The sequence below is a fragment of the Methanolobus sp. WCC5 genome (assembly GCF_045690325.1).
Lineage (GTDB): Archaea > Halobacteriota > Methanosarcinia > Methanosarcinales > Methanosarcinaceae > Methanolobus.
In genome coordinates, this window is record NZ_CP146981.1 from 2,289,196 (window position 1) to 2,312,135 (window position 22,940).

Sequence of the window (22,940 nt, forward strand, 5' to 3'; positions counted from 1 at the left end):
ACATTCCTTATCTTGTTCTTATGCTTCTGCGGAGCGAAAGTTACCCTCACCAAGCGGAACATAGCTTTGCGGTTCGGACCATTTCGCAGCAAGCTCAGTATCCCGGACTTCCAGGATCGTATTTGTTATCCTGTCAAGCATGCGCATTGATCCATTATATCCCAGTGTCAGTATCCTCTGGGCTCCTACTCTGTCATGTATGGGGAATCCGAATCTTATTAACGGTATGTTCATCTCCTTTGCAATATACTTCCCATTGGAATTGCCTATAAGCATCTGTGGCTTTGCCTTCCTTACAGCATCATTGAAACTATCAAAGTCCACATCTTCAAGTATAGTGACATCGCAGTCCGGCTTAACCTGCTTCACTCTTTCCATTGCATGCTCGGCAAATCGGGGAGATTTGCTGGAGGCGACCACAAGTATCGGATGCATGCCATTTTCAAGGGCAAGAGAGAGCATTCCTAAAACGTTGTTAGGATCACCGTAAATGGCAACCTTTGTGCCGTAAACGTATTTGTGGGAATCCACCATGGCATCAATGAGTCTGCCTCTTTCTTTCTGGAAATCCTCCGGTATATCTGCTCCGGATATGCAGGATAGGGCGTTAAGCACCCTGTCAGTGTATTCAAGTCCTATCGGAAGAGGCAGATCCTGTGACGGGACATCGAATGTCCTTTCAAGGTAATTGACAGCCCTGTTATCGTTGGTAATTCCAAGACCAATGCTTGCAGCACTGTTCTTCATGTCTGCGATATCAGCATGTGTCGTTCCTCCGGGCGGTATCTTATGCAGATCTCCTGTCATAGGAGCGTCAAATGTTTCTGATATGTCGGGCAGAAGGACGAACGAGTTCTGCCCGACGACGGTGCCGAATATATGCTTCAGTTCCCTTGTATCTTCAGGAGAGATGTTCTCGGATAATATTACATTGAGCTTGTTATTGAATATCTCCTTTCTTGAATTGACCATCGTAAAGGTCCTGACAATAGCTTCCACCGCCTTGATGTATCCGCTATTGTGGCTTTCCTCGTAACTGGGCGTAGGGACGGGGATTATTATCCTTTCATCACCAATGTCTTCCTCTTCCCTGAATTCATCGATGATACGATTAATATCATCGCCTATGGTCTCGGCAAGACATGTGGTTGAAACCCCGATAACCTTCGGGTCATAGCGTATGATGATATTCTTAAGTCCCTTCTTCAGGTTCTCGCTTCCTCCATAAACAGCTCCTTTCTCACTGAGCGAGCTTGAGCCTATATCCACGGGCTCCCTGAAGTGATGTGCCAGATGTAGTCTCATATACGTACTGCAGCCCTGTGAACCATGCAGAAGTACCATGGAATCCTCTATTCCCTTAAAAGCCATGACACTGCCAATGGGCTGGCACATTATACATGGATTGACCGTTGTATAATTCCGCTCTGTCATGCCATTGACTCCTGTAATGCAATGTTGTTCATTTCGTTCATATTGCTTCTCTCCCCTGTTATCCTGTCATTATCTGAACCATGTTCTGCGGATCTTTTGTTACATTGTCCGGTCCCTGCGGCTGATGATGTGGCTGCCAGTTTGCTTCCAACATATCTCCATACGGGACTGTTGATGGAAGTATCCAGTTCCCTTGCAAAGTTCAGGAATCCGTCATAGCCCTCAAACTCAATTACCCTGTCATGATTAAAATCACAGAAAGCAACTCCCAGCTTGTAAGCCAGGAACCTTTCCTTAACGCCTGCTACCATCAGGTCTGCTTTCTGCCTGACAAGAAGTTCGGCAAGCTCCAGGGGATTTGCATCATCCACGATGATCGTTCCATCCTTTACCTGGTAACTTATCTGTTTGTAATCATCACGCTTCCCCGTCTGCGTGCCAATTATGACCACTTCCATGCCCAGCTCCCGGAAGCCCTTTATCAGTGTCAGTGCCTTTGCAGCACCACCCATGTATATGGCTGCCTTCTTTCCCTGAACCCGGTTCCTGATGGCTTCTATCTCGGGCATGATCCTCTTTGTTTCATGCTCGATTATCTCCTCAGCTATTCTCTTCATCTCATCTGACCCAAAGAAACCGGCAGTCTCTCTCAGGGCAATTGCAAGATCCTCTATTCCAAAGTAACTAACCTTTATGAAAGGTATGTCGTATTCCTTCTTCATCCACTTTGCAAGATAGGTCATGGAACCTGAGCACTGCACCAGGTTAAGCTGAGCTGCGTGTGCCTTTGATATGCTGTCTGCAGTTGCATCCCCTGTCATGGAAGTGATGACCTGTATGCCCATCTTCTCAAAGAGGGGCTTTACCAGCCAGACATCCCCGGCGACATTGTAGTCCCCAAGTATATTGATCCTGTATTCTGATCGGATATCAGGCTTCTTTGTTCCGATGAGCTGCATAAGTGCATTACATGCTGCCTTGTATCCGTCAGACTTTGTTCCCTTGAATCCTTCTGACTGCACAGGTATCACGGGTATGCCTGCTCTGTCAGTGGCTTCCTTGCAAACTGCCTGGAGATCATCGCCGATTATACCGACAATGCAGGTCGAATACACAAAGATGACCGGAGGGTTGTATAAGCTGACCAGTTCATCGACACATTTTGTGAGTTTTTTCTCTCCACCAAACACAACATCAAGTTCCTTCATATCAGTTGAAAAGCTGGTGCGGAACGTTTCCTTATCACTTGAAAGGCTACCCCTTATATCCCATGTGTAACTTGCACATCCTATGGGGCCGTGTACCAGATGTATGGCATCTGTTACGGGATTCAATGCTACCCGGGCTCCTGAATATACACAGGCCCTCTGGCTCATTGAACCTGCAATGGATGTATTGTCGCAGGCAAGCTCTTCACTGCTCTTTGCCTGTTTCAGTGCTATGTATGGTTGTCTTTCATCCAGCGTGTTGATCACGCGTGTAATGTCTGGCATCTTCTCACTCCAAAATAATATAGAATAATATGTGGGGTCGTTATTGCACGACCTCCAGTTCTTCTTCGGGAATAGTCTTGTCCTTTATGTCCAGGAAAGTGTTCCCTATCCACTCTATCATGCGTGCTGCCCCTGCATATCCCATTACGGGGAAGTGGTGCAGGTTGGCCCTGTCCATTATCGGGAACCCCACTCTTATCAGTGGTATGTCTTCAGCAAGTGCTATATGCTTACCATAGGTATTGCCTATCAGCATGTCAACGGGCTCATTCTTGATGATCTGGTGAAGTGTGAACAGGTCCGCACCGCTAAGGATCTGTGAATTGGGGTATAGCGGATGTACCATTTCTGATACCCTTTCCTCAAAACTCTTGCTCACTGTACCGGAAAGTACCACCGCAGGCTCCATTCCCATCTCAAGCACAAGACCTGTCAGGCCCTCAATTATATCCGGGTCGCCGAATATGGCTACCTTCTTTGCGTAGTAGTGAGGGTGAGCATCTGTCATCATATCCACGACCCTTGCCCTTTCCTGTTCCAGCTCCGGTGGGATTGCCACGTTTGCAAGCTCAGCTGCCTTCATGACAAACCTGTCCGTAAAGCGTATGCCTATTGGTGCAGGTCCTATCTGTACTGGCATTTTGAACCTGCTCTTAAAGACCGTTGCTGCTGCTCCGCCGGCCATGTTGCATAGTGCGATGGTTCCCATGGAATTTGCACTGTCTTCCACATCACCTATTGGTGTTCCTCCCCTGCAATAGAGTTCTCTGTCCCCGGTAAGTCCGGAGTCAAATACATCTGTCTGGTCAGGGAACACGATCGCGGTGATCTTCATTAGCGAGAGGATCCGCTTTATCTCACGGATGTCTCCGGGGTCCACAAAACCAGGTATGATGTTAAGCTTCCCGTTTGGTTTTGTCTTTGTGGCAAAGGTTGTGACAAATGACTTTACCATGTTGTCATAACCAGTTACATGAGAACCTACATAACTGGGGGTTGATGCAGCACAGAGCTTGATGGACGGGTCTATCAATTCCTCCATCTGCACATCATCTATTATCTGGTTCACGTCGTCACCAATGGTCTCTGCAACACATGTAGTATGGATCGCAATGACTTCCGGTGTATAAACAGCTTCAATGTTGGCAAGAGCCTGCTTAAGGTTTGAAGCACCTCCAAATACGGCAGTCCCTTCATAGAAACTGCTGGTTGTACCCAGGGTTGGTTCCCTGTAGTGCCGTGTCAGGCACATTCTCAGGTAGGAAAGACATCCCTGTGAGCCATGGCTGTGGGGCATACAGTTGTGTATGCCCATTGCAGCATATACTGCTCCAATAGGCTGGCATATCTTGGCGGGATTGATGACCAGTGAATCTCTTTGGACGTTTTCCTTTGGTGTATAATCTAGCATTTTAAGACCTCCTTTATTCTCCCTTCCATGGTATCTTCTGGAGTTGCCAGCTTGGGTTATTCACTGCCATATCCACATCCCTTGCAAAGTTGAGCACTCCGGAGAAGCCTGTGTAGCGTCCACTGTAATCATACGAATGTATCTGCCTGGAAGGGACTCCCATCTTCTGTGCCCAGTACTTGTCCTTGATACCTGAACAGAAAAGGTCCGGTTTAAGCTCCTTGATGAGGAATTCAGTCTCGTAGTGGTTGAGGTCATCCACAGCGATGGTGCCATCCTTCATTTCAGGTAACATTCCTTCGTAATTCATAAGCCCGAGTTTTTCCCTGAGTTCCTTCATGCGCTCTTCACTGATGGCAGGTGTGAAATTCTCATCTCTTTTGTAGTGCAGGTCTTCAAGGATTCCACTTGATGCCTTTTCCTTCATGCTTTCAAGGATCTGCCTGCCTTCGTAGTCATCACGGTGGGCAAACTGGTATCCGGCAACAACTACCTTCATGCCAAGGTCCTCGAAGAGATTCTGGTAGTGATGTGACCTGGATCCGCCGGAGTAGATGAAAGCTGTCTTGCCCATGAGCTTGTTCCTGTACTTCTCAAGTTCAGGCATTATCTTTGCAATTTCCTCCTCTATTACTTCCTCTGTCTTTTTTGTAAGCTGGGGATCGTCAAAGAATGCTGCCATCTTGCGCAGTGACTTCTTTGTACCTTCGATTCCGACGTAGTTCACTTTTAACCATGGGACTCCGTACTTCTCTTCCATCATGCGGTTGGTGTAGTTAACCGACCTGTGGCAGAGGAGGATACTGAGCCTGGCCTTGTGTGCCTTTGCAAGGGTGCGAAATGAACCGTCTCCTGTAAAGCTTGAAACGATGCGGTATCCGATCTTTTCAAAGAGTGGCCTGATTTCCCAGAGATCTCCTCCAATGTTGTATTCACCAAAGATGTTGATGTCAAAGGGTGTGGGATCTTCCAGTTCCTCGGTACCGATCAGGTGTTCCATAAGGACGTTGCTTGCGATGTGGTGTCCTGCTGACTGGCTCACACCTCTGTAGCCTTCACAACGCAGGGCCATTACCTTGATACCATGTTCCTCTTCTGCATTGCGTGCCACTGATTCAATATCGTCTCCGATAAGTCCCACCGGACAGGTTGCACAGATGGAGATAGCACCAGGCTTGAAGATCCTGACTGCATCATCAATGGCTGCTTTGAGCTTTTTCTCACCACCAAACACAATGTCTGTTTCCTGCATGTCGGTGGAGCAGCTGTATTGTATGAAGTTGTCGCCGCCTTCTTCTGCCTTTGCCATGTTACGCCTGGTTCCCCATGTGTAATATGAACATCCAATAGGGCCATGTGTGATATGGATCATGTCCTTGATGGGTCCCATGACCACTCCTTTCCCGCCGGCATATGCACAACCCCGGCTTGTCATTATACCGGGAATTGTCCTGGCGTTGGCTTCGATATGCTGATCAGAAGCACATGAATCTTTGACTGTGAAGTGCTGTCTCCTGTCCTTTGCAACCTTTTCGGGGTATATCTTCATCATCTCGTCAAGGACATTCTTCGAATGTTCTATTTCAGAGCTCATTCCATGTCCCTCCCTACGGTCATTTCGCCGGATTCGCCTGTCCTTACCCTGTATGCTTCCGGGATGTCTGTGACAAAGACCTTTCCATCCCCTGCATGGCCGGTCTGGTTTACTTTGATTATCTTCTGCACTATCCTGTCAGCTGCCCTGTCATCAACGACCACTGTGAAAAGGCGCTTTGGAACAAATGGTACGTGGCTTAGGTTCGGCTCTTCCTGTTCAGGAAGCGGCGGGTCGAATTCATAGCACAGTCCCTTCTGCTTTCCTCTGCCCATGACCTTTTCGACAGTGAATGAGGGGTATCCGCATTCAGATAGTGCATCAAGGGTCTTTTGCACCTTATTCATGCGGATTATTGCCGTTATTTCCTTCAATTGAGACTCCCCCTGGTTTTAAAGTCCGCATTCGCCGGTGCGTATGGTATAAACACTTTCCACAGGATTCACGAAGATCTTTCCATCCCCGTATTTGCCTGTGTGGGCAGAATCCCTGATTATATCTACTACCTTTGATTTGTTCTCTTCATCGACAACCATCATGAGCATTGTCTTTGGAAGTTCATCAAACTGTATATCTGCCGTATGGATGCCCCTTTGCTTTCCTCTTCCAAAGACGTCGGTTTTGGTCAGGGATACAAAACCTTCTTTCTCAAGGGCTTCCACGATATCGGGTACCTTGTCTGGCCTGACTATTGCACGGATCATCTGCATTGTTTCTCACCTCATATCTCGACTATACCGAATTCCACCATCATTGATTCAAGGTCCTCCAGTTCCAGCGGGGTGGGTACGACAAACCTGTCATTCTCTTCTATGTTCGTTGCCAGGGTCAGGTATTCCTTTGCCTGGTCACAGTCCGGGTCAAAGTCGATAACTGTCTTCCTGTTGATCTCTGCACGCTGGACTATGTTATCCCTTGGCACGAAGTGGATGAGCTTGCTTCCAAGCCTTTCTGCGAATGCCTCCAGAAGTTCGCGTTCTCCGTCTACCTTCCTGCTGTTACAGATTATCCCGCCAAGACGTGCGCCACCCTTGGCGTACTTCCGGATGCCCTTGCAGATGTTGTTCGCTGCATAGATGGCCATGAGTTCCCCGCTGGCTACAATGTAGATCTCCTGCGCCTTTCCTTCACGGATGGGCATTGCAAAACCTCCGCATACGACATCTCCAAGTACATCATAGAAAACGTAATCAAGTTCATCCTCGTATGCACCGAGGTTCTCAAGCAGGCCGATAGATGTGATGATACCCCTTCCGGCACAACCAACTCCCGGTTCAGGACCTCCGGATTCCACACACTTAATGCCGCCAAACCCCGGTTGCAAAAGCTTGTCCAGTTCTATGGATTCATCACCTTCCGATCTTAATGTGTCAAGTACTGTCTTCTGGCTAAGACCTCCAAGAAGCATTCTTGTGGAGTCCGCTTTAGGATCACATCCTACTAACAGTATCTTTTTTCCCATTGTGGCGAGTGCCGCTGTCAAATTCTGTGTTGTCGTTGACTTGCCAATTCCGCCCTTTCCGTATATTGCTACTTGTCGCATGGTCTTTTCCTTCTGTACTCATTTTGTTTGTTCTGGGTGTGTTGTACAACTGTGTATATTATTGGAGCTGCTTTAATTTTTATCATACAACGGAATCCTATGTACTATGTTTTAGTATATAAAATAGTCTATTAATATGTTAGTTACTATATTTTTATTAAATTTTATTTGCTGTTGCAGCATGCTACACAACTAAGTCGTATCTATGTGCACTCATCCCGAAACCCAATGCAGCAGCAATCTAAAACAATATGATTGAAGGTTGCTCCTCAATATTTATTGAAAAAAGCATTGTGTAGTTTAAATTACGTGAAATGTCACAATTGTTGCCTATATATCTGTGCAATAATTTCTCATCTGTGTTTACTGCTCAACAGTTATAAAAACACCCCATTATAATTTTAATTTCTTAGCTATGTGCCTCTCTATATGCTTTTATTCTACATATTAAATATTTCTGAGGTAGAAAGGTTTAAATCTTATCTTCTCTATATGCTTTACTATTAATGCATCATCATTATGATGGTAATAATGTATCATTTATCTTATTAAAATCACAAAGGTGAAGAGATGGCTGATCTAGGATTGAATGTGCTAAAAATAAAGAAAAGATTTCTACTTGTATCGATCATGATATCTATTTTCATGATGTCGGGACTGGCTGGTGCTGTTGTTAATGAGACTGCGCCTGCACAAGGCTTAATTGAAGAAAACCAAACCGCTAAAGCAAGCAGCGATTTAATTCCAATGCTGCAATTTTTCCTTGATGCAACTGACAATGAAAAACTTATGAAAGTAGCTTTCACTATTGAGTCTGTGGGAGGTAGTGTGCCTAGCTCTGCCATACCTCATGTCGCTTTATACTATTCTTCGGATGCTACCTTAAATCCTGCTGAAGACACACGTCTTGGATTTAAGAACGATGGTACAAATATTGACAATTCTATGGAGCTTACTGTTGCTGATATTAATGGTCATCCAATTCCTTCCCTTCCCACCGATGGGCGTTATTATATTGCAATTAGAACCGGTAGTACATGGTCTGATTCTTCCAGTCACGCTATAAGAATGAGACTTATTGGCGGTGATAATACTTTTTACGTTTCTTCTGGTTCTAATCCGAATGCAACCCTATTAGAGACCAATACATTAATTGCAGACACCACAACACCTGATGTAGATCTCTCCTATGATCCTTCAAATGTCACCACAGTTTCAGATGCAATCAATATCACAGCCCAGTTCACCGAATCTGTAAGCGATTCACCCCTCATTTCCATAATGCTCAATGGAGACACCCTCGTATCCTCTGCAACCATGATGGGAAGCGGAGATAACTGGTATTACAATTATACTAATGTTACCAACACCGGCAGCGGATACGCAAACGTGATCATCACAGCTTATGACCTTGCAGGCAATGTCAACAGCACACCAACAAACGCTACATTCCTTATTGACAATGCTGACCCATCAGTGACTCTGGACACGGTTTCACAGGATCAGTGGTTCAAAACTTCAGGAATCTGGTTTAACGGTACTTACAACGATGATGATTCAGGCATCAACAATTCCACATTCACTATCCAGGTGTTCAATAAGACAAGCAACGCCGAAGTTGTTGGTCTGGCTGGATCACACGACATATCCGGAACACCCTGGTTATTCAACTACAGTGAAATTTTGACAGAAGGTCTTTATAACGTAACAGTATCTGTAGATGACTTCGTAGGCCTTAATGCTATTACTACAGTTGACTTCGGTGTTGATTTGACCAGTCCTGTAATAGTAATTGATTCTCAACTTGCAGGTATGAATTTCTCATCATGGGCTGATATATCTATCAACGGTACTTACTCTGATGCAGGTGGTTCAGGTATAGATGTGGATTCGTTAAGATTTGTGCCGGATGCTTTGGGTTCTTCCATTCACAATGATGGAACTCTTTTGAAAAATGATACTACATTTAACCTTACTTTTACTGAACAACAAGCACTAAATATACACCCCAACCTTCAGAATGGTACATTTAACGTAGGTGTTCATATCAACGACAACGCTACAAATCTCAAGATTGCTGAGGTAGGGCCTTTTAAAGTTGATCCGATAGCCCCTGAAATCTCTCTTGACACTGTTAGTGAAGGACAATACTTCAACACAGTCACTCCTGCCATCTGGTTCAACGGTACCTATAGTGATAATCTTGTAGGTATCAATGCAAGCACATTTGCATATGCATTATTCAATTCCTCCGGACTGGTTTCGGACTTTGAATTCTTAGAAGGAGGAATCCATACAGATGAACTCTACAACTATAGTGCTGCATTTGATGTTGAAGACGTTTACAACATATCCTTTGCCATCAGCGACTATGTCTATAACACCGATGTGACCTTCGCCAACTTCACAGTTGACTGGACCGCTCCGGTGATCGCTCTTGATACTATGTATGAAGGTATGAACGTCACACCCGCAAATGTAGCATTCAACGGTACTTATACGGACAACGTTGCAGGTGTTGATAACAGCACACTGGGCGTCAAGGTCTATAATGTGACATCTAACGAGCTTGTTGGCTCTGCTGGTGGAACCGACACAACATCTAACTTCAACTATACTTACCCTGGACTTGCCGATGGTGACTACAATGTAACTATCGAAGTTGATGACAACGCCGGTAATTTAGCTTCATTTGTGGCCAACTTCACAGTTGACTCCGTAGCTCCGGTAATTACTCTTGACAGCATCACCGAGGGTATGAACATTTCATCGGGTACTGTTGTATTCAATGGTACCTATTCAGATGACTCGGGTGTTGATGACAATACACTGGACATCAGGATATACAATACGATATCCAATGCGCTTGTGGACATTGTTACAACCGGAACAAGCACTGCTGATCACTTCAACTATACATACAGTGGTCTTGCGGATGGTCGTTACAATGTGTCTGTATCTGTGAGTGATATCCCTGGTAATGTCGACACTACCTCAGTCAACTTCACAGTTGATGCAACCGATCCGTCACTGACCCTTGATACTATCAGCGAAGGTGTCAATCTTACAGACAACCTTGTATGGTTCAACGGTACCTACTCTGATGAAGAAGGCACTGGTGTCAACCTCAGCAGTCTTGTGCTCATGGTCAACGGAACGGTAGTGGATGAAATAGAGCCAGGTGCATCTGCTTATAACCACTCCATTACGCTTGCGGATGGTGCTCACAACGTATCCGTCTCTGTAAGCGACTATGCAGGCAACACCAATACAACCGGAACAGTCAACTTCAGAGTTGATACGGTTGATCCGGTAGTGACCCTTGATACCATCAGTGAAGGTGTCAATCTCACAGAGAGTCTTGTATGGTTCAACGGTACCTACTCTGATGCAGGTGCAGGTATTAACACCAGCAGTCTTGCCATCCTCGTCAACGGAGCAGAAGCAGAATTAACAGGTACTGCTAATGAGAACAGTTACAACCATTCCATCACGCTTTCAGATGGTGACTACAATGTCTCTGTGTCTGTAAGCGACTATGCTGGACTCACTGACACAACAGAGCTGGTCAATTTCACAGTTGATGTAACCGATCCGTCACTGACCCTTGATACTATCAGCGCAGGTGTCAAGCTCACAGACGATCTTGTATGGTTCAACGGTACCTACTCTGACGATGTCACTGGTGTCAACCTCAGCAGTCTTGTGCTCATGGTCAACGGAACGGCAGTAGATGAGATTGCGTTCAAAGGCGCATCCGCATACAGTCACTCCATCACGCTTGCAGACGGTGCTCACAACGTATCCGTCTCTGTAAGCGACTATGCAGGCAACACCAATACAACCGGAACAGTCAACTTCAGAGTTGATACGGTTGATCCGGTAGTGACCCTTGATACCATCAGTGAAGGTGTCAATCTCACAGAGAGTCTTGTATGGTTCAACGGTACCTACTCTGATGCAGGTGCAGGTATTAACACCAGCAGTCTTGCCATCCTCGTCAACGGAGCAGACGCAGAATTAACAGGTACTGCTAATGAGAACAGTTACAACCATTCCATCACGCTTTCAGATGGTGACTACAATGTCTCTGTGTCTGTAAGCGACTATGCAGGACTCACTAAGACAACAGAGCTGGTCAATTTCACAGTTGATGCAACCGATCCGTCACTGACCCTTGATACTATCAGCCAAAATGTCAATCTTAAAGACAATCTTGTCTGGTTCAACGGTACCTACTCTGACGATGTCACTGGTGTCAACCTCAGCAGTCTTGTGCTCATGGTCAACGGAACGGCAGTAGATGTAGTTGAGCCAGGAGCATCCGCATACAACCACTCCATCACGCTTGCAGATGGTGCTCACAATGTATCAGTCTCTGTAAGCGACTATGCAGGCAACCCCAATACAACAGGAACAATCAACTTCGAAGTTGATACGGACACCCCATCACTGACCCTTGATACAATTTCAGAGGGAGATGCATTTGCCACCAACGATCTGTGGGTCAATGGAACTTACTCTGATGCAGGTATAGGTAGTATCAACACCAGCAGTCTTGTCATCCTTGTCAACGGAGTAGCTGAAGCATCAATAAATACTGTCAATGAGGACGGTTACAACCATAACATCACACTTTCAGATGGCAGCCACAATGTATGGGTGTCTGTAAGTGATGATGCCGGTAATACAAATACAACCGGGGTAGTCAACTTTACCACGGATACAACTCCACCGGCATCCATGACAGGTGTTACGGTTGAAGATCTGCAAAATGCTGGCAGGAGCCTGAATGTCAGCTGGGATAAAATCGAAGTTGAAGACTTTGCCAGCTACAACATCTACATCAGCAGATTACCGATCACCGATGTTTCTGGTATGACTCCTGAAGCTAATGTAGCTGATGTCAATACAACTACAACCCCTCTCGAGACCATCGATGGTGATCCGATCACAGATGGTGTGGAATATTATGTTGCAGTTGCAGCAAATGACACTGTTGGCAACCAGAACGATACAGTGGTATCCTTTGGTCCGGTCAAATCGTTCCCTGACATGACACTGACCCTGGAGCAGGGCTGGAACCTTGTTTCAGTACCGGGCAGATTGGACAATTCCAGCACAGAAGATGTTTTCGGTGAAAGATATGTGTTCTATTATGATGCAGCATCATCTGCAGAAATAAAATGGGACACCTCTCCTGAAAACATAGTTCCTTGCAGAGGGTACTGGGTATACAATGCCAATGACACAGTGGATTCAGTTAACCTCCTGTTCGAATACATGCCTGTAGACGGAAGTGTTCCAAAGATACCTCCTACACAGGACCTGGTTGCGGGCTGGAACATGATAGGCCACACCTCTGCAGACCCTATTAACGTAACCACTTCCCTGGCATCTATAACAGGCTCCTACAGTAACCTCCTTAGATATTCAGGATCAGAAGGATGGGAAAGGTATATCAATGCAGAACTCAATGAGATCGAGCAGATGAATGCTGGTGAAGGGTACTGGATCTTCATGACGGAGAACAAGACATACGCAGCAATTGACGCCTACTATGAGAATCTTCCAGTTTGAAGGCTCGATAGTTGAAACTGGTGCAACTGCACCAGTTCTCTTTATTTATTTTGGAGAAATAATGTATGGTTCTTAACCCAGGAAACAAAACCATTGTTTGCTTTGCAACATCGATTTTCATTTTAATGTCAATTACTGCAGTTTTCGCAATACCTCTGACTCCACTGTCCGTTCAGGGTGATGTCACTATAGACGGTAATCCTGCACCTGCAGGTACTGTTGTCACAGCTGAAATGGAGGGGGAACTGGTAGATTCGTACACTGTGCAGTCCACAGGTCAATATATGCTGACAATTCCCGGCGAATCCAGTGATGCCGATAAGCTAATTGAGTTTTTTGTGAACGGGGATAGGACAGATATTACCCAAAACTGGGAATCAGGGGCAATTGTAACAATAGACCTGTCAATCTCAACAGCTGATAGTTCAGATACACAGTCTTCTTCGGCCTCATCATCCTATTCATCCTTTAATTCAGATACTGAAAGACCATCCGAAGATCCAGGCTCAGAAGAGTCTCCTTCAGATCAACCCAATGATACTGAAACAGTGGCTGATGAACCGGAAACCATGCCGGATAATGGCCCTGGTACATCAGAAACTGCAGAAAACCCATCATCTTCCAAAGCAATTCCCGGTTTTGCCTCATTTACTGCGATAATTGGATTTATCATACTTTGTATTGGAGCAAATCGAAATAAGAAGGAATAAAACATGAGAACGCATCATCTTCAATCGACGAAATTACTACTTACCACTATGATGCTGTTATCCTTATTGGCAATTCCTGTAATGGCTAATAGCATACCACCATTGCCCAATACATTTAGTGGCAATGTTACGCTGGATGGTTCAGAAGCACCTGTCGGTACAACAATAAAAGCATATATAGATTACCAGAATGATACTGAACCTGATGGTTCTGCCAATATCACGATTGACGGTCATTATGAAATACATGTGCAGGGCAACTCCGCCGATCATCAGAAAGAAATAACTTTCATAATTGATGATTCTGCTGCAGTACAAACCGCAGAGTTCAGCATTTATGCTCCTCATCCGACAGTTCTGGATATTTCTACAACAGGTACGGCTGTAAAAATAAGCCCCGAAGAATCTTCAATTTTCAGTGATACAACAAATCCAGAAGACAAACAAGTAACCGGTACATCTTCGGACACTGAAAAGTCTTTGAACGGATTCTCTTTTATTCTGGCTATTGGGATGCTGGCTTCTGTATTTTTAATAAGTAAGTTCAGACGCAAGGGTGATTTGCAATGAGTGGAATAAGAAGACTTACAAAAGTAACAATGCTATTATTGTTGCTTGTATGCATGACACCCGGATTAATGGCAGGAGCAGATCCAAACGTAGGGCCAAATACGTTTGTTGGAACGGTTATGATCAATGATACAGCTGCGCCTGTAGGTACTGTTATAGAGGCATATATTGATTATGGCACTCTAGTTCATGGAAGCACGACAATAACAGATGCAGGTAACTATACCATCCATGTTTCTCCCAGCAGCAGCAGCGATGTGGGCAAGACCATTACATTCAAAGTAAAAAATATTAATGCAACACAAACAAGTGTTTTTCTAGAGGGCCTTGGTCATGTGCGCACTCTAAATCTCACTGCTTATGACTACGATCCTCCTGTAACCACCATCGCTGATGCACCATCGGGCTGGCAGAACAGTTCCTTTACTATTAATCTGACCGCTACTGACGAGGGGTCTGGTGTTAATTCCACATTCTACAAGGTCAATGATGGTTCGTGGACTTCCGGCACCTCTGTCCTGATCGACACTGATGGTAATAACACTGTCATGTACTATTCAGTTGATAATGTGGGCAATGTCGAGTCTAATAACACTGTCTATGCGAAGCTGGATACCACTGCTCCGGTCACCACCGACGATGCACCAGTTGGCTGGCAGAACAGTTCCTTTACCATCACTCTTACTGCAAGCGATGTTTCCGGCTCCGGTGTTAATTCCACATTCTACAAGGTCAATGACGGTTCGTGGATCTCCGGTACCTCTGTCCTGATCGATACTGATGGTAATAATACCGTTACGTATTATTCAGTTGATAATGTCGGTAATGTTGAGTCTAATAACACTGTCTATGCGGAGCTGGATACCACTGCTCCTGTAGTCTACATTGACCCGGTGACCACACCTACTAATGTTAGCAGTCAGACCATAAACGGTAGTGTTGTTGACGTCAATCTTGCTTCAGTTACTGTAAACGGCGTCTCTGCTTCCCTTGATGGTAACAACTACTCTGCGACCATTGATCTTACAGAAGGTGCCAATACGATCACTGTTGTTGCGGTGGACTCTGCAGGCAATAGTGGTTCCAATAGCAGCACTTCCATTGTGCTTGATGCAGTTATTCCTGTAGTCTACATTGACCCGGTGACCACACCTACCAATGTTAGCAGTCAGACCATAAACGGTAGTGTTGTTGACGTCAATCTTGCTTCAGTTACTGTAAACGGCGTCTCTGCTTCCCTTGATGGTAACAACTACTCTGCGACCATTGATCTTACAGAAGGTGCCAATACGATCACTGTTGTTGCGGTGGACTCTGCAGGCAATAGTGGTTCCAATAGCAGCACTTCCATTGTGCTTGATGCAGTTATTCCTGTAGTCTACATTGACCCGGTGACCACACCTACCAATGTTAGCAGTCAGACCATAAACGGTAGTGTTGTTGACGTCAATCTTGCTTCAGTTACTGTAAACGGCGTCTCTGCTTCCCTTGATGGTAACAACTACTCTGCGACCATTGATCTTACAGAAGGTGCCAATACAATCACTGTTGTTGCGGTGGACTCTGCAGGTAATAGTGGATCCAATAGCAGCATTTCCATTGTGCTTGATACAGTTATTCCTGTGGTCTACATTGACCCCATGGATGAATTTACAAATGTTAGCAGCCAGACCATAACAGGTACTGTGGATGAGATCAATCTTGCTTCGGTTACAGTAAACGGAGCGTCTGCTTCACTTGCTGGTGCCAATTATTCTGCGACCATTGATCTTACAGAAGGTGAGAATAATATAACGGTAGTAGCCACAGATAATGCAGGTAATACTGGTGTCAATAGCACTTCAATTGTCCTGAACCTGGGTCCGGATCCCGTACCTCCTGTATTGAGTGATCTGACAATTGTTCCCGGCAAAATACTAAATATTACAACAGACAGTGCACTTGTTACTGTTAATGTAACGGATGAGATATCAGGTTTAAAGAATGTCACAATTGATCTTTCTGAGATTGCTGAACCTGTAACGGAGATGACATATCTGGGTAATGATATTTACTCCTATTCTATCTCCACACAAATGGCAGGTAACTTTTCCTTTACTATCACAGCTGTTGATAATGCAGATAATTCTGTTACATCTTCTCAGTTCTACCTGAATGTTACTACTTCTGATGAAGTAATAGGCACTTATTCAGGAGGAGACGGTCTCTCTGTCAATGAGATAGAACAGGCAATTGCTGACAACGGAGCAGGTCTGGTGTCTGATAGAATAGTACTGGCACTTATAGAGGATTATTTCAGATAAAGGAGTTAGTATTATGAATATATTATCAAAAAGGGCTATTGTGTTAATGGTAATGTCATTGCTGCTGGCAACACAGGCGGTTGCAGGATTGCCATTGCCTTCATCTGAAAGGGTACTCCCTGCATCAGTGAATACCGGAGAAGTATTTAACGTTACTATAAATATGAGCAATTACGGACCCTTTGGAATGGTGAATGAAACCATACCTGCAGGTTTTGATTTTATAGGTCTGGTTTCAGAGGATAACATCACTGTGAATGAAAATGATCCATCATATTTATTTTACTTCTTCGGTCTTGATGAATTCACCTATACTCTGGAGGCTCCTTCAACTGCAGGGACCTACAGCTTTGATGGGTATCTTAATTCATCCATTGCCCAAGAAGTAAACGTCACCAATACACAACTCCGTGTGGTTTCACCTTCCTCTGGTTCCCCTGGTTCCTCAGGCGGTGGAAGCAGTGGAGGCGGCGGCGGAGGTGGCGGTGGTGCCACCGGAGAAGCCTTTGAGAACATATTAGCAAAGTATTCGCAGTTAGTGCCTGTTTTTATAGGTTCGAATGTCAATTATGAATTCGATGAGGCAAGCGAAATAACTTATATCAAATTCAAGGGTGCCACAAATTCCGGTCAGGTCAGGACACTTATTGAGGCTTTGAAGGATAGGTCCGGCCTGGTTAGTGAGGATGCACCAGCTATGGTTTACCGCAACATTAATATCTGGGTGGGCAATGCCGCATTTGGTATAAACAATATGCAGAACCCTGTAATAGGATTTAAGGTAAGCAAGGAATGGCTCTCCGGGAATGATATGGATGCCTCTTCGATCTTCCTTTTCCACTACGATAATGGCTGGAATCAATTAGAAACGATGCAAACAGATGAAGATGCATCCTACTATTACTATGAGGCAAAAGCAACAGACTTCTCACACTTTGCTATATCAGCATTAGGAATGCCTGGTAAGGAAGACAATGCTGGGGAGTTGATCATCGAAGAAGAACCAGCCATCGAAGAAGAGCCCACTACTGAAGAAGAGGAAACAAAGAGCACGCCTGGATTTAGTGCAATGATTGGTCTGGTCTTTGTATCGGTTGCTTTTGTTGTGAGTAGAAAGTTCAGGAAATAAATACGTAATTTATGGAAGGCAGTTGTCTGCCTTTCTATTCTTTTTTTGCATTCATTTGTGCCATCTTCCATTGTTTTCCCGATATTTTTTCAATTCAAGGTTCTCTTTGTTCTTGAGGGCAAAAACAGAAAGAAGCGGCATCTCTTTATATATACGGTTATATGACATATTACGTTTTGGATTTATATTAGGTTGCAGATTCAAGCTTTTTATCAGTAATTGGGAGTCTGATCTGCGTATATTTACCCGTTGTTTCCGTTCCCATTTACAATTTCCATTACTTCCCTGAAACTCTCAAGTGATGCTTCTATGTTCTCGATTATCTCGTTTGCAAGTATGTCAGGATCTGGGAGATTGTCAAGGTCTGCAAGGCTTTTGTCCTTGAGCCAGAATATATCAAGGTTGGTTTTGTCTCTTGATACGATCTCTTCGTAGCTGAACCTTCGGAAACGGCCTTCGGGAGTCTCCTCACTCCACGTTTCCCTGCGTTTGTGGTGGTCTTCCGGGTTATAGCAGGTGATGAAGTCTTCAAGGTCAGAGTACTTCAGAGGGTTCTTTTTTAGTGTGTGATGCACGTTGGTACGGTAGTCGTATATCCATACTTCCTTTGTCCAGTGGTCTTTAGCTGCTTCTTTTGCCTGGAAAAAGAGTACATTGGCTTTTACTCCGTGAGCGTAGAATATGCCGGTGGGTAAACGAAGTATTGTGTGCAGGTCCATTGTTTCCAGAAGCTTTTTACGCACGGTTTCCCCGGCTCCTCCTTCAAAGAGAACGTTATCAGGCAAGACCACAGCAGCCTGACCTCCTGTTTTGAGAATAGTATGAATGTGCTGCACGAAGTTAAGCTGCTTGTTGCTGGTAGTTACCCAGAAGTCCTGACGGTTGTATGTGAGGTCTTCTTTTTCAAGCCCTCCTTCTTCGTTGGTGAAGGTCATGCTGCTCTTCTTCCCAAACGGAGGATTGGTGAGGATGTAATCGTAGCGATCACCTGAATCGGCTATGAGTGCATCAGATATGGATATAAGGGGTTCGCTGTCTATCTCGCCGATGTTGTGCAAAAAGAGGTTCATAAGAGCCAGCCTGCGGGTTCCGGGTACTATTTCATTGCCGCCAAAGGTTTTGTTCTTCAGGAACCTGCTCTGGTCCCGGTCAAGTTGTCCATGAGTGTGTAATGTCAGGAAATCATAGGCTGCAAGGAAGAAACCGCCTGTTCCACAGCAGGGGTCGCCGATGGTCTTCATGGGCTGCGGTTGCAGACATTCCACCATTACCTTGATTAGTGGTCTGGGTGTGAAGTACTGACCGGCTCCGCTTTTTGTGTCCTCTGCATTCTTCTGCAAGAGTCCTTCGTATATCTCGCCCTTGGTGTCAACGCCCATCATGACCCAGCTTTCCTTGTCGATCATGTCTATGACCTTGTACAGCATGGCAGGGTCACTTATCTTGTTCTGAGCTTTGAGGAATATCTGCCCGAGCATCCCCGGCTTTTTCCCAAGCTCATCCAGCAGGTTCCTGTAATGTAGATCCAGCTCAGCTCCGCGCTTCTGCCTGAGCACATCCCATGTGCATTCCTCCGGGATGCCAATATCCCTGCTATACGGCGGTTTCCTGTACTCCTCCGCCATCTTCAGGAATATGAGGAATGTCAACTGCTCCAGATAATCTCCATAGCTCACCCCTCCGTCACGCAGTACATTACAAAAGCTCCACACTTTGGATACGATGGATGATGTGTTCTCGGTCATGTTAATTCCAGATTATTCTAATCATTTTGAAAAGAAGTTTTTGTCGACTTTCGAGCTCTTCTGGACCGAATTTGTCTGTAAATGGAACAAGTTCATCAAGCGCAAATTTTGCCTTAAAATCCCTCATGTCCAATTTAGATTTGTAAAAATCTTCTCTCAAAGTTTCATTCCAATACAGCGTGTTATCGTATGACTTCAATTTATCAGAATATGGTTCATTACTGCTTGAAATGTTATCTTTTCCTTTTAACAAAAGAATACCACCGAGGCGGTTTCTTTCCTGCTCGAATACATCATCGTCATCATTGAAAAGTTTAAGGTTCTCTTCATTTCTTGACAGGATGTGTTCAATATGAAAACCTGTTTTTGGGCCTGTTTTAGTGACTAAGTCTTCAAATTGGTGTTTCATATTTAATTTAGTGTTTTCTGCAAGTAATTTTTCAATACGGGCAAAGAAGTATCTCTTAAAACGCATATTGAGATTAATTCCGGTGTTTTTGAAAAAAGCGTATTGAACAGGCTGTGATGCTTCTGAATTTCTCCGATTTGACAACTGTTCGAGTAAGTACTTATCAAAGACTTCTCTAATTTTAGCAATGGGTTCATCTCTAATTTCACTTGATATTTTATACAAGGTCTGACTGAATATATTGCTTTCATAAGCATTTTGAAGCTGGAGTAAGGAGAAAAAACGGTCAAGTTCATAAGCGATTTTTTCAATTTTTTCATCTTCTTCAACATCGTTTAGTTTGCATGAAGATAATATCAATAAAAATTGTCCGTCCATTTCATTCAATCTATTGAAAAAAACATGCTCATACGAGCTGTCATAATGCGAATAGGCTTTCCATATTTTTACATAAAGCTGTGTATAATAAGTGAATGTTTGTTCAAGAAAACGTTTTACTTCAGAAGGATTATGTTTCAACTTTAAATTGTTGTTAACATCATTGCTGAACATTTCCCTGTGGTAATCTCCATCAAAATATTTTCCTTCACTTTGTGCGTTAGAGAATTTAGATTTCAAGAAATATCTGAAAAAAGTATCAATTTCATCTTCTTTAAAGTCATTAATTGCTTGAACTTGCTTTTCCCATAGTCCATTGTAATCTTTTCTGTCCATTTCTATTTTATCTATCTGTCCCAAAAGTTTTCCTTTCAATATTTCATAGGGCTTTAGTCTAACTCCTCTGTCATTAATTACTTCAAAGATCATTGGAACATTTGTTTGCTCTACTGATAAATTGATTAGCACAAGACGATAAAGGAAATACATAGCAAAAGTTTCAAATTCATGCTTATCTGATAATTGTTCATCTAATAATCTGCTGATTATTTGATAATTGTCAAGCATGTTTACTGCTGTGATTCCGCTAGACACATCCATTTCTTTGAAATCCTTCTGACCTTCAAAAAGGTCTTTTAATATTGGTTCGTGTTTTTCATGATTCATCCAGAATGAATATTCCATTCCAGCCCAACCTGCAATTTTGCTTTCTAACCATTTATCTGTCTTAGATTCATATTTTTTAGACAGATTATACAGTTTCATTAAAATTAATGTGAGGGTTGTAAGTCGTTGTTGTCCATCCACAACATAGACTTTTCCTTCGACAGTGTTAGTAACATATGTGTTCAAATAATACCATGGATAGTTAGCAGAAATGGCTTCCTTGGTTGGATCAAGAGATTTGTGATTTTGATATTCTTGGATAAATCTGTAAAAGATGTCATCTAACAAACGTTCTACAGGTTCCTTTGTCCATTTGTAGTCACGCTGGTAGAAGTCGATATAGTATGTGGTATTTGAAAACAATTGATCAATATTCTGTTTATCTGGCGAAATATCCATATTAAAACACTCTCCTTTTTTACTTTCTCCTCAACTCTCTCCACACTTTAAATACGATGGGTGATGAATTTCAGTCATGTTTTTGGTCCCTAGGTTTGAAATAGTATTTTTGATTCGGACTGGTTGGTTTTTCAGGAATTGTAAGATGAAGCTTGCCCTCCTGAATTAGCGGATTCAGTATTTCCAGTCTGAAATATTCTCTGTCTTTCAATCCCATAAATTCTTGAATTTCAGCTCTGCTTCTTGGTTCAATGCAATATTCAAGCAGTGCGTCAGTTTTATCTATTTCATTTCTCTCAGCAGCTTGCGGGGTAGCTTGCGGGGTAGCTTGCGGGGTAGCTTGCGGGGTAGCTTGCGGGGTAGCTTGCGGGGTAGCTTGCATGGTAGCTTGCACGGTAGCTTGAGGGGTAAGAGGAACAATGATTTTAAAAATATCCCCTTCAAGTAACTTTGGGTCTGCTCCTCCTGAATATGCCTTTGTATATTTGTACAGCTTCCTTACACCTGAACCCAATTCATCCGCCCTTCCTATTTCCTTGAACAGACGGGCGATTACAGGATTTTTAGGATATGGTGTGAAGTCGAAGGGGTTGATAATTCCATGTCCATGCGGTCTGGTGGCGTTCTCTGATGTGACTTGATGATTTCCAATTATGAATTTTGCAGGGAATCCGTTGAGATACTCCCTGTGTATGAGTATGTTTGCAACAACTTCCCTGAACAGTTTGTCCCGCAGGCTGATCCTCTGGTCCTTTTCCAGGTAGAAGGGGTCTGGGAGGTGTTTTGCAACGAACGCCATGAGCCTGTCATAACTTTCTATGAGGTTGGTGCGGATGTCGTCCCTGTCGTCATAGCGATCCAGATTCACTTTACGGAGGATGGCATCGGTACGATATTGGGGCAGGATGGTCTGGATCACTTCATCTTTGCCAAAGAGCAAGACTGCTGCCAGTGTGTAACCTTCTTTTCCTGTCTGGTAATCGTGCTGGTACAGGCGGGCACTGCTTAATAGCTGCTCGTCTGCCATTGTCGCCCAGGGATGGTCCGGGTTGTTGATGCTGACGATCTTCCTGACCTTCTGTATTAGATCGGTCCTGAGGTCTTCCAGACGGACATAAGGATAGATGCGGTTTTCGGAAAATGAGCTTTGCTTGCGTATGTATAGATGAGCCACAGCATCGGACTGGTTGGTTATGTTCATGTCCCCGTCTTCGTTACGGTCAAATATCTTCCCGTTGCAGTAGTGTACCTGCGAGCTTTCGGGAATGTTGAGATAAAGAACTACTTTCCCGTCAATTTCGAGGGTTTCCGGTAAGATATACAAAGGAGGATTTATTTTCTGGGTGTTGTTGAGTGTGGTTACAATGTCTTTTTTGACCTGAGGAAGTGCTTCCCTGTCAATTCCAATAACGTTCCCGCCGTCGTCAACTCCAAGAATAATGTGCCCTCCGCTGCGGTTCATAAATGCACAAACCGTTTCATACACGTCTTTGTTTACCTGGGATGTACATTCCTTGAACTCGATGGTTAATCCTTCGCCATCTCTTATGATCCCTTTAAGTTGCTCTGATATCAT

Annotated in this window: 15 protein-coding genes; 5 read left to right on the forward strand and 10 right to left on the reverse strand. The window is 44.2% G+C overall.

The window, feature by feature from the left end; all coding sequences use genetic code 11:
- Positions 1 to 18: 18 nt before the first annotated feature.
- The 7 genes from V7O64_RS11205 to nifH are packed head-to-tail and all read right to left on the reverse strand — an operon-like array spanning position 19 to position 7,475.
- Complete coding sequence (locus V7O64_RS11205; protein ID WP_407355473.1) at positions 19 to 1,434, reverse strand: nitrogenase component 1; 1,416 nt, start codon at positions 1,432 to 1,434, stop codon at positions 19 to 21.
- Complete coding sequence (gene nifE, locus V7O64_RS11210) at positions 1,431 to 2,927, reverse strand: nitrogenase iron-molybdenum cofactor biosynthesis protein NifE (protein WP_407355474.1); 1,497 nt, start codon at positions 2,925 to 2,927, stop codon at positions 1,431 to 1,433. Before nifE ends, V7O64_RS11205 begins: the two co-directional genes overlap by 4 nt.
- 40 nt (positions 2,928 to 2,967) lie before the next feature.
- Positions 2,968 to 4,338: a nitrogenase molybdenum-iron protein subunit beta gene (gene nifK / locus V7O64_RS11215; RefSeq protein WP_407355475.1), complete on the reverse strand. Its 1,371-nt coding sequence runs from the start codon at positions 4,336 to 4,338 to the stop codon at positions 2,968 to 2,970.
- Positions 4,339 to 4,351: 13 nt separating this feature from the next.
- Positions 4,352 to 5,932, reverse strand: a complete 1,581-nt coding sequence (gene nifD, locus V7O64_RS11220) for a nitrogenase molybdenum-iron protein alpha chain (RefSeq protein ID WP_407355476.1) — start codon at positions 5,930 to 5,932, stop codon at positions 4,352 to 4,354.
- Positions 5,929 to 6,306 carry a P-II family nitrogen regulator gene (locus tag V7O64_RS11225; RefSeq protein WP_407355477.1) on the reverse strand — a complete coding sequence of 126 codons (378 nt, stop codon included), beginning with the start codon at positions 6,304 to 6,306 and terminating at the stop codon, positions 5,929 to 5,931. The genes nifD and V7O64_RS11225 overlap by 4 nt, the downstream gene beginning before the upstream one ends.
- A gap of 18 nt (positions 6,307 to 6,324) precedes the next feature.
- Positions 6,325 to 6,642, reverse strand: coding sequence for a P-II family nitrogen regulator (locus V7O64_RS11230; RefSeq protein WP_407355478.1), 318 nt, complete (start codon positions 6,640 to 6,642; stop codon positions 6,325 to 6,327).
- Between the two features lie 11 nt (positions 6,643 to 6,653).
- Entirely contained in the window at positions 6,654 to 7,475 is an 822-nt protein-coding gene (gene nifH / locus V7O64_RS11235) for a nitrogenase iron protein (RefSeq protein ID WP_407355479.1), read from the reverse strand.
- A 570-nt stretch (positions 7,476 to 8,045) separates the two neighbouring features.
- Between nifH and V7O64_RS11240 the strand changes: the two genes are divergently transcribed.
- The 5 genes from V7O64_RS11240 to V7O64_RS11260 all read left to right on the forward strand — a co-directional run bounded on the left by V7O64_RS11240 (position 8,046) and on the right by V7O64_RS11260 (position 17,767).
- Entirely contained in the window at positions 8,046 to 13,055 is a 5,010-nt protein-coding gene (locus tag V7O64_RS11240; RefSeq protein WP_407355480.1) for a beta strand repeat-containing protein, read from the forward strand.
- Positions 13,056 to 13,120: 65 nt separating this feature from the next.
- Positions 13,121 to 13,765, forward strand: a complete 645-nt coding sequence (locus V7O64_RS11245; RefSeq protein WP_407355481.1) for a hypothetical protein — start codon at positions 13,121 to 13,123, stop codon at positions 13,763 to 13,765.
- Between the two features lie 3 nt (positions 13,766 to 13,768).
- On the forward strand, positions 13,769 to 14,335 hold the full coding sequence (locus V7O64_RS11250; protein WP_407355482.1) for a hypothetical protein: 567 nt from the start codon (positions 13,769 to 13,771) through the stop codon (positions 14,333 to 14,335).
- Complete coding sequence (locus V7O64_RS11255) at positions 14,332 to 16,638, forward strand: beta strand repeat-containing protein (RefSeq protein WP_407355483.1); 2,307 nt, start codon at positions 14,332 to 14,334, stop codon at positions 16,636 to 16,638. Before V7O64_RS11250 ends, V7O64_RS11255 begins: the two co-directional genes overlap by 4 nt.
- 13 nt (positions 16,639 to 16,651) lie before the next feature.
- Positions 16,652 to 17,767, forward strand: a complete 1,116-nt coding sequence (locus V7O64_RS11260; protein WP_407355484.1) for a PGF-pre-PGF domain-containing protein — start codon at positions 16,652 to 16,654, stop codon at positions 17,765 to 17,767.
- Positions 17,768 to 18,009: 242 nt separating this feature from the next.
- Here V7O64_RS11260 and V7O64_RS11265 read toward each other — a convergent pair whose 3' ends face one another.
- From V7O64_RS11265 to V7O64_RS11275, 3 genes are all read right to left on the reverse strand, one after another.
- On the reverse strand, positions 18,010 to 19,512 hold the full coding sequence (locus V7O64_RS11265) for an N-6 DNA methylase (RefSeq protein ID WP_407355485.1): 1,503 nt from the start codon (positions 19,510 to 19,512) through the stop codon (positions 18,010 to 18,012).
- Between the two features lies 1 nt (position 19,513).
- Positions 19,514 to 21,364: a DUF262 domain-containing protein gene (locus tag V7O64_RS11270; RefSeq protein ID WP_407355486.1), complete on the reverse strand. Its 1,851-nt coding sequence runs from the start codon at positions 21,362 to 21,364 to the stop codon at positions 19,514 to 19,516.
- 70 nt (positions 21,365 to 21,434) lie between these two features.
- Positions 21,435 to 22,940, reverse strand: coding sequence for an RNA-binding domain-containing protein (locus tag V7O64_RS11275; protein ID WP_407355487.1), 1,506 nt, complete (start codon positions 22,938 to 22,940; stop codon positions 21,435 to 21,437).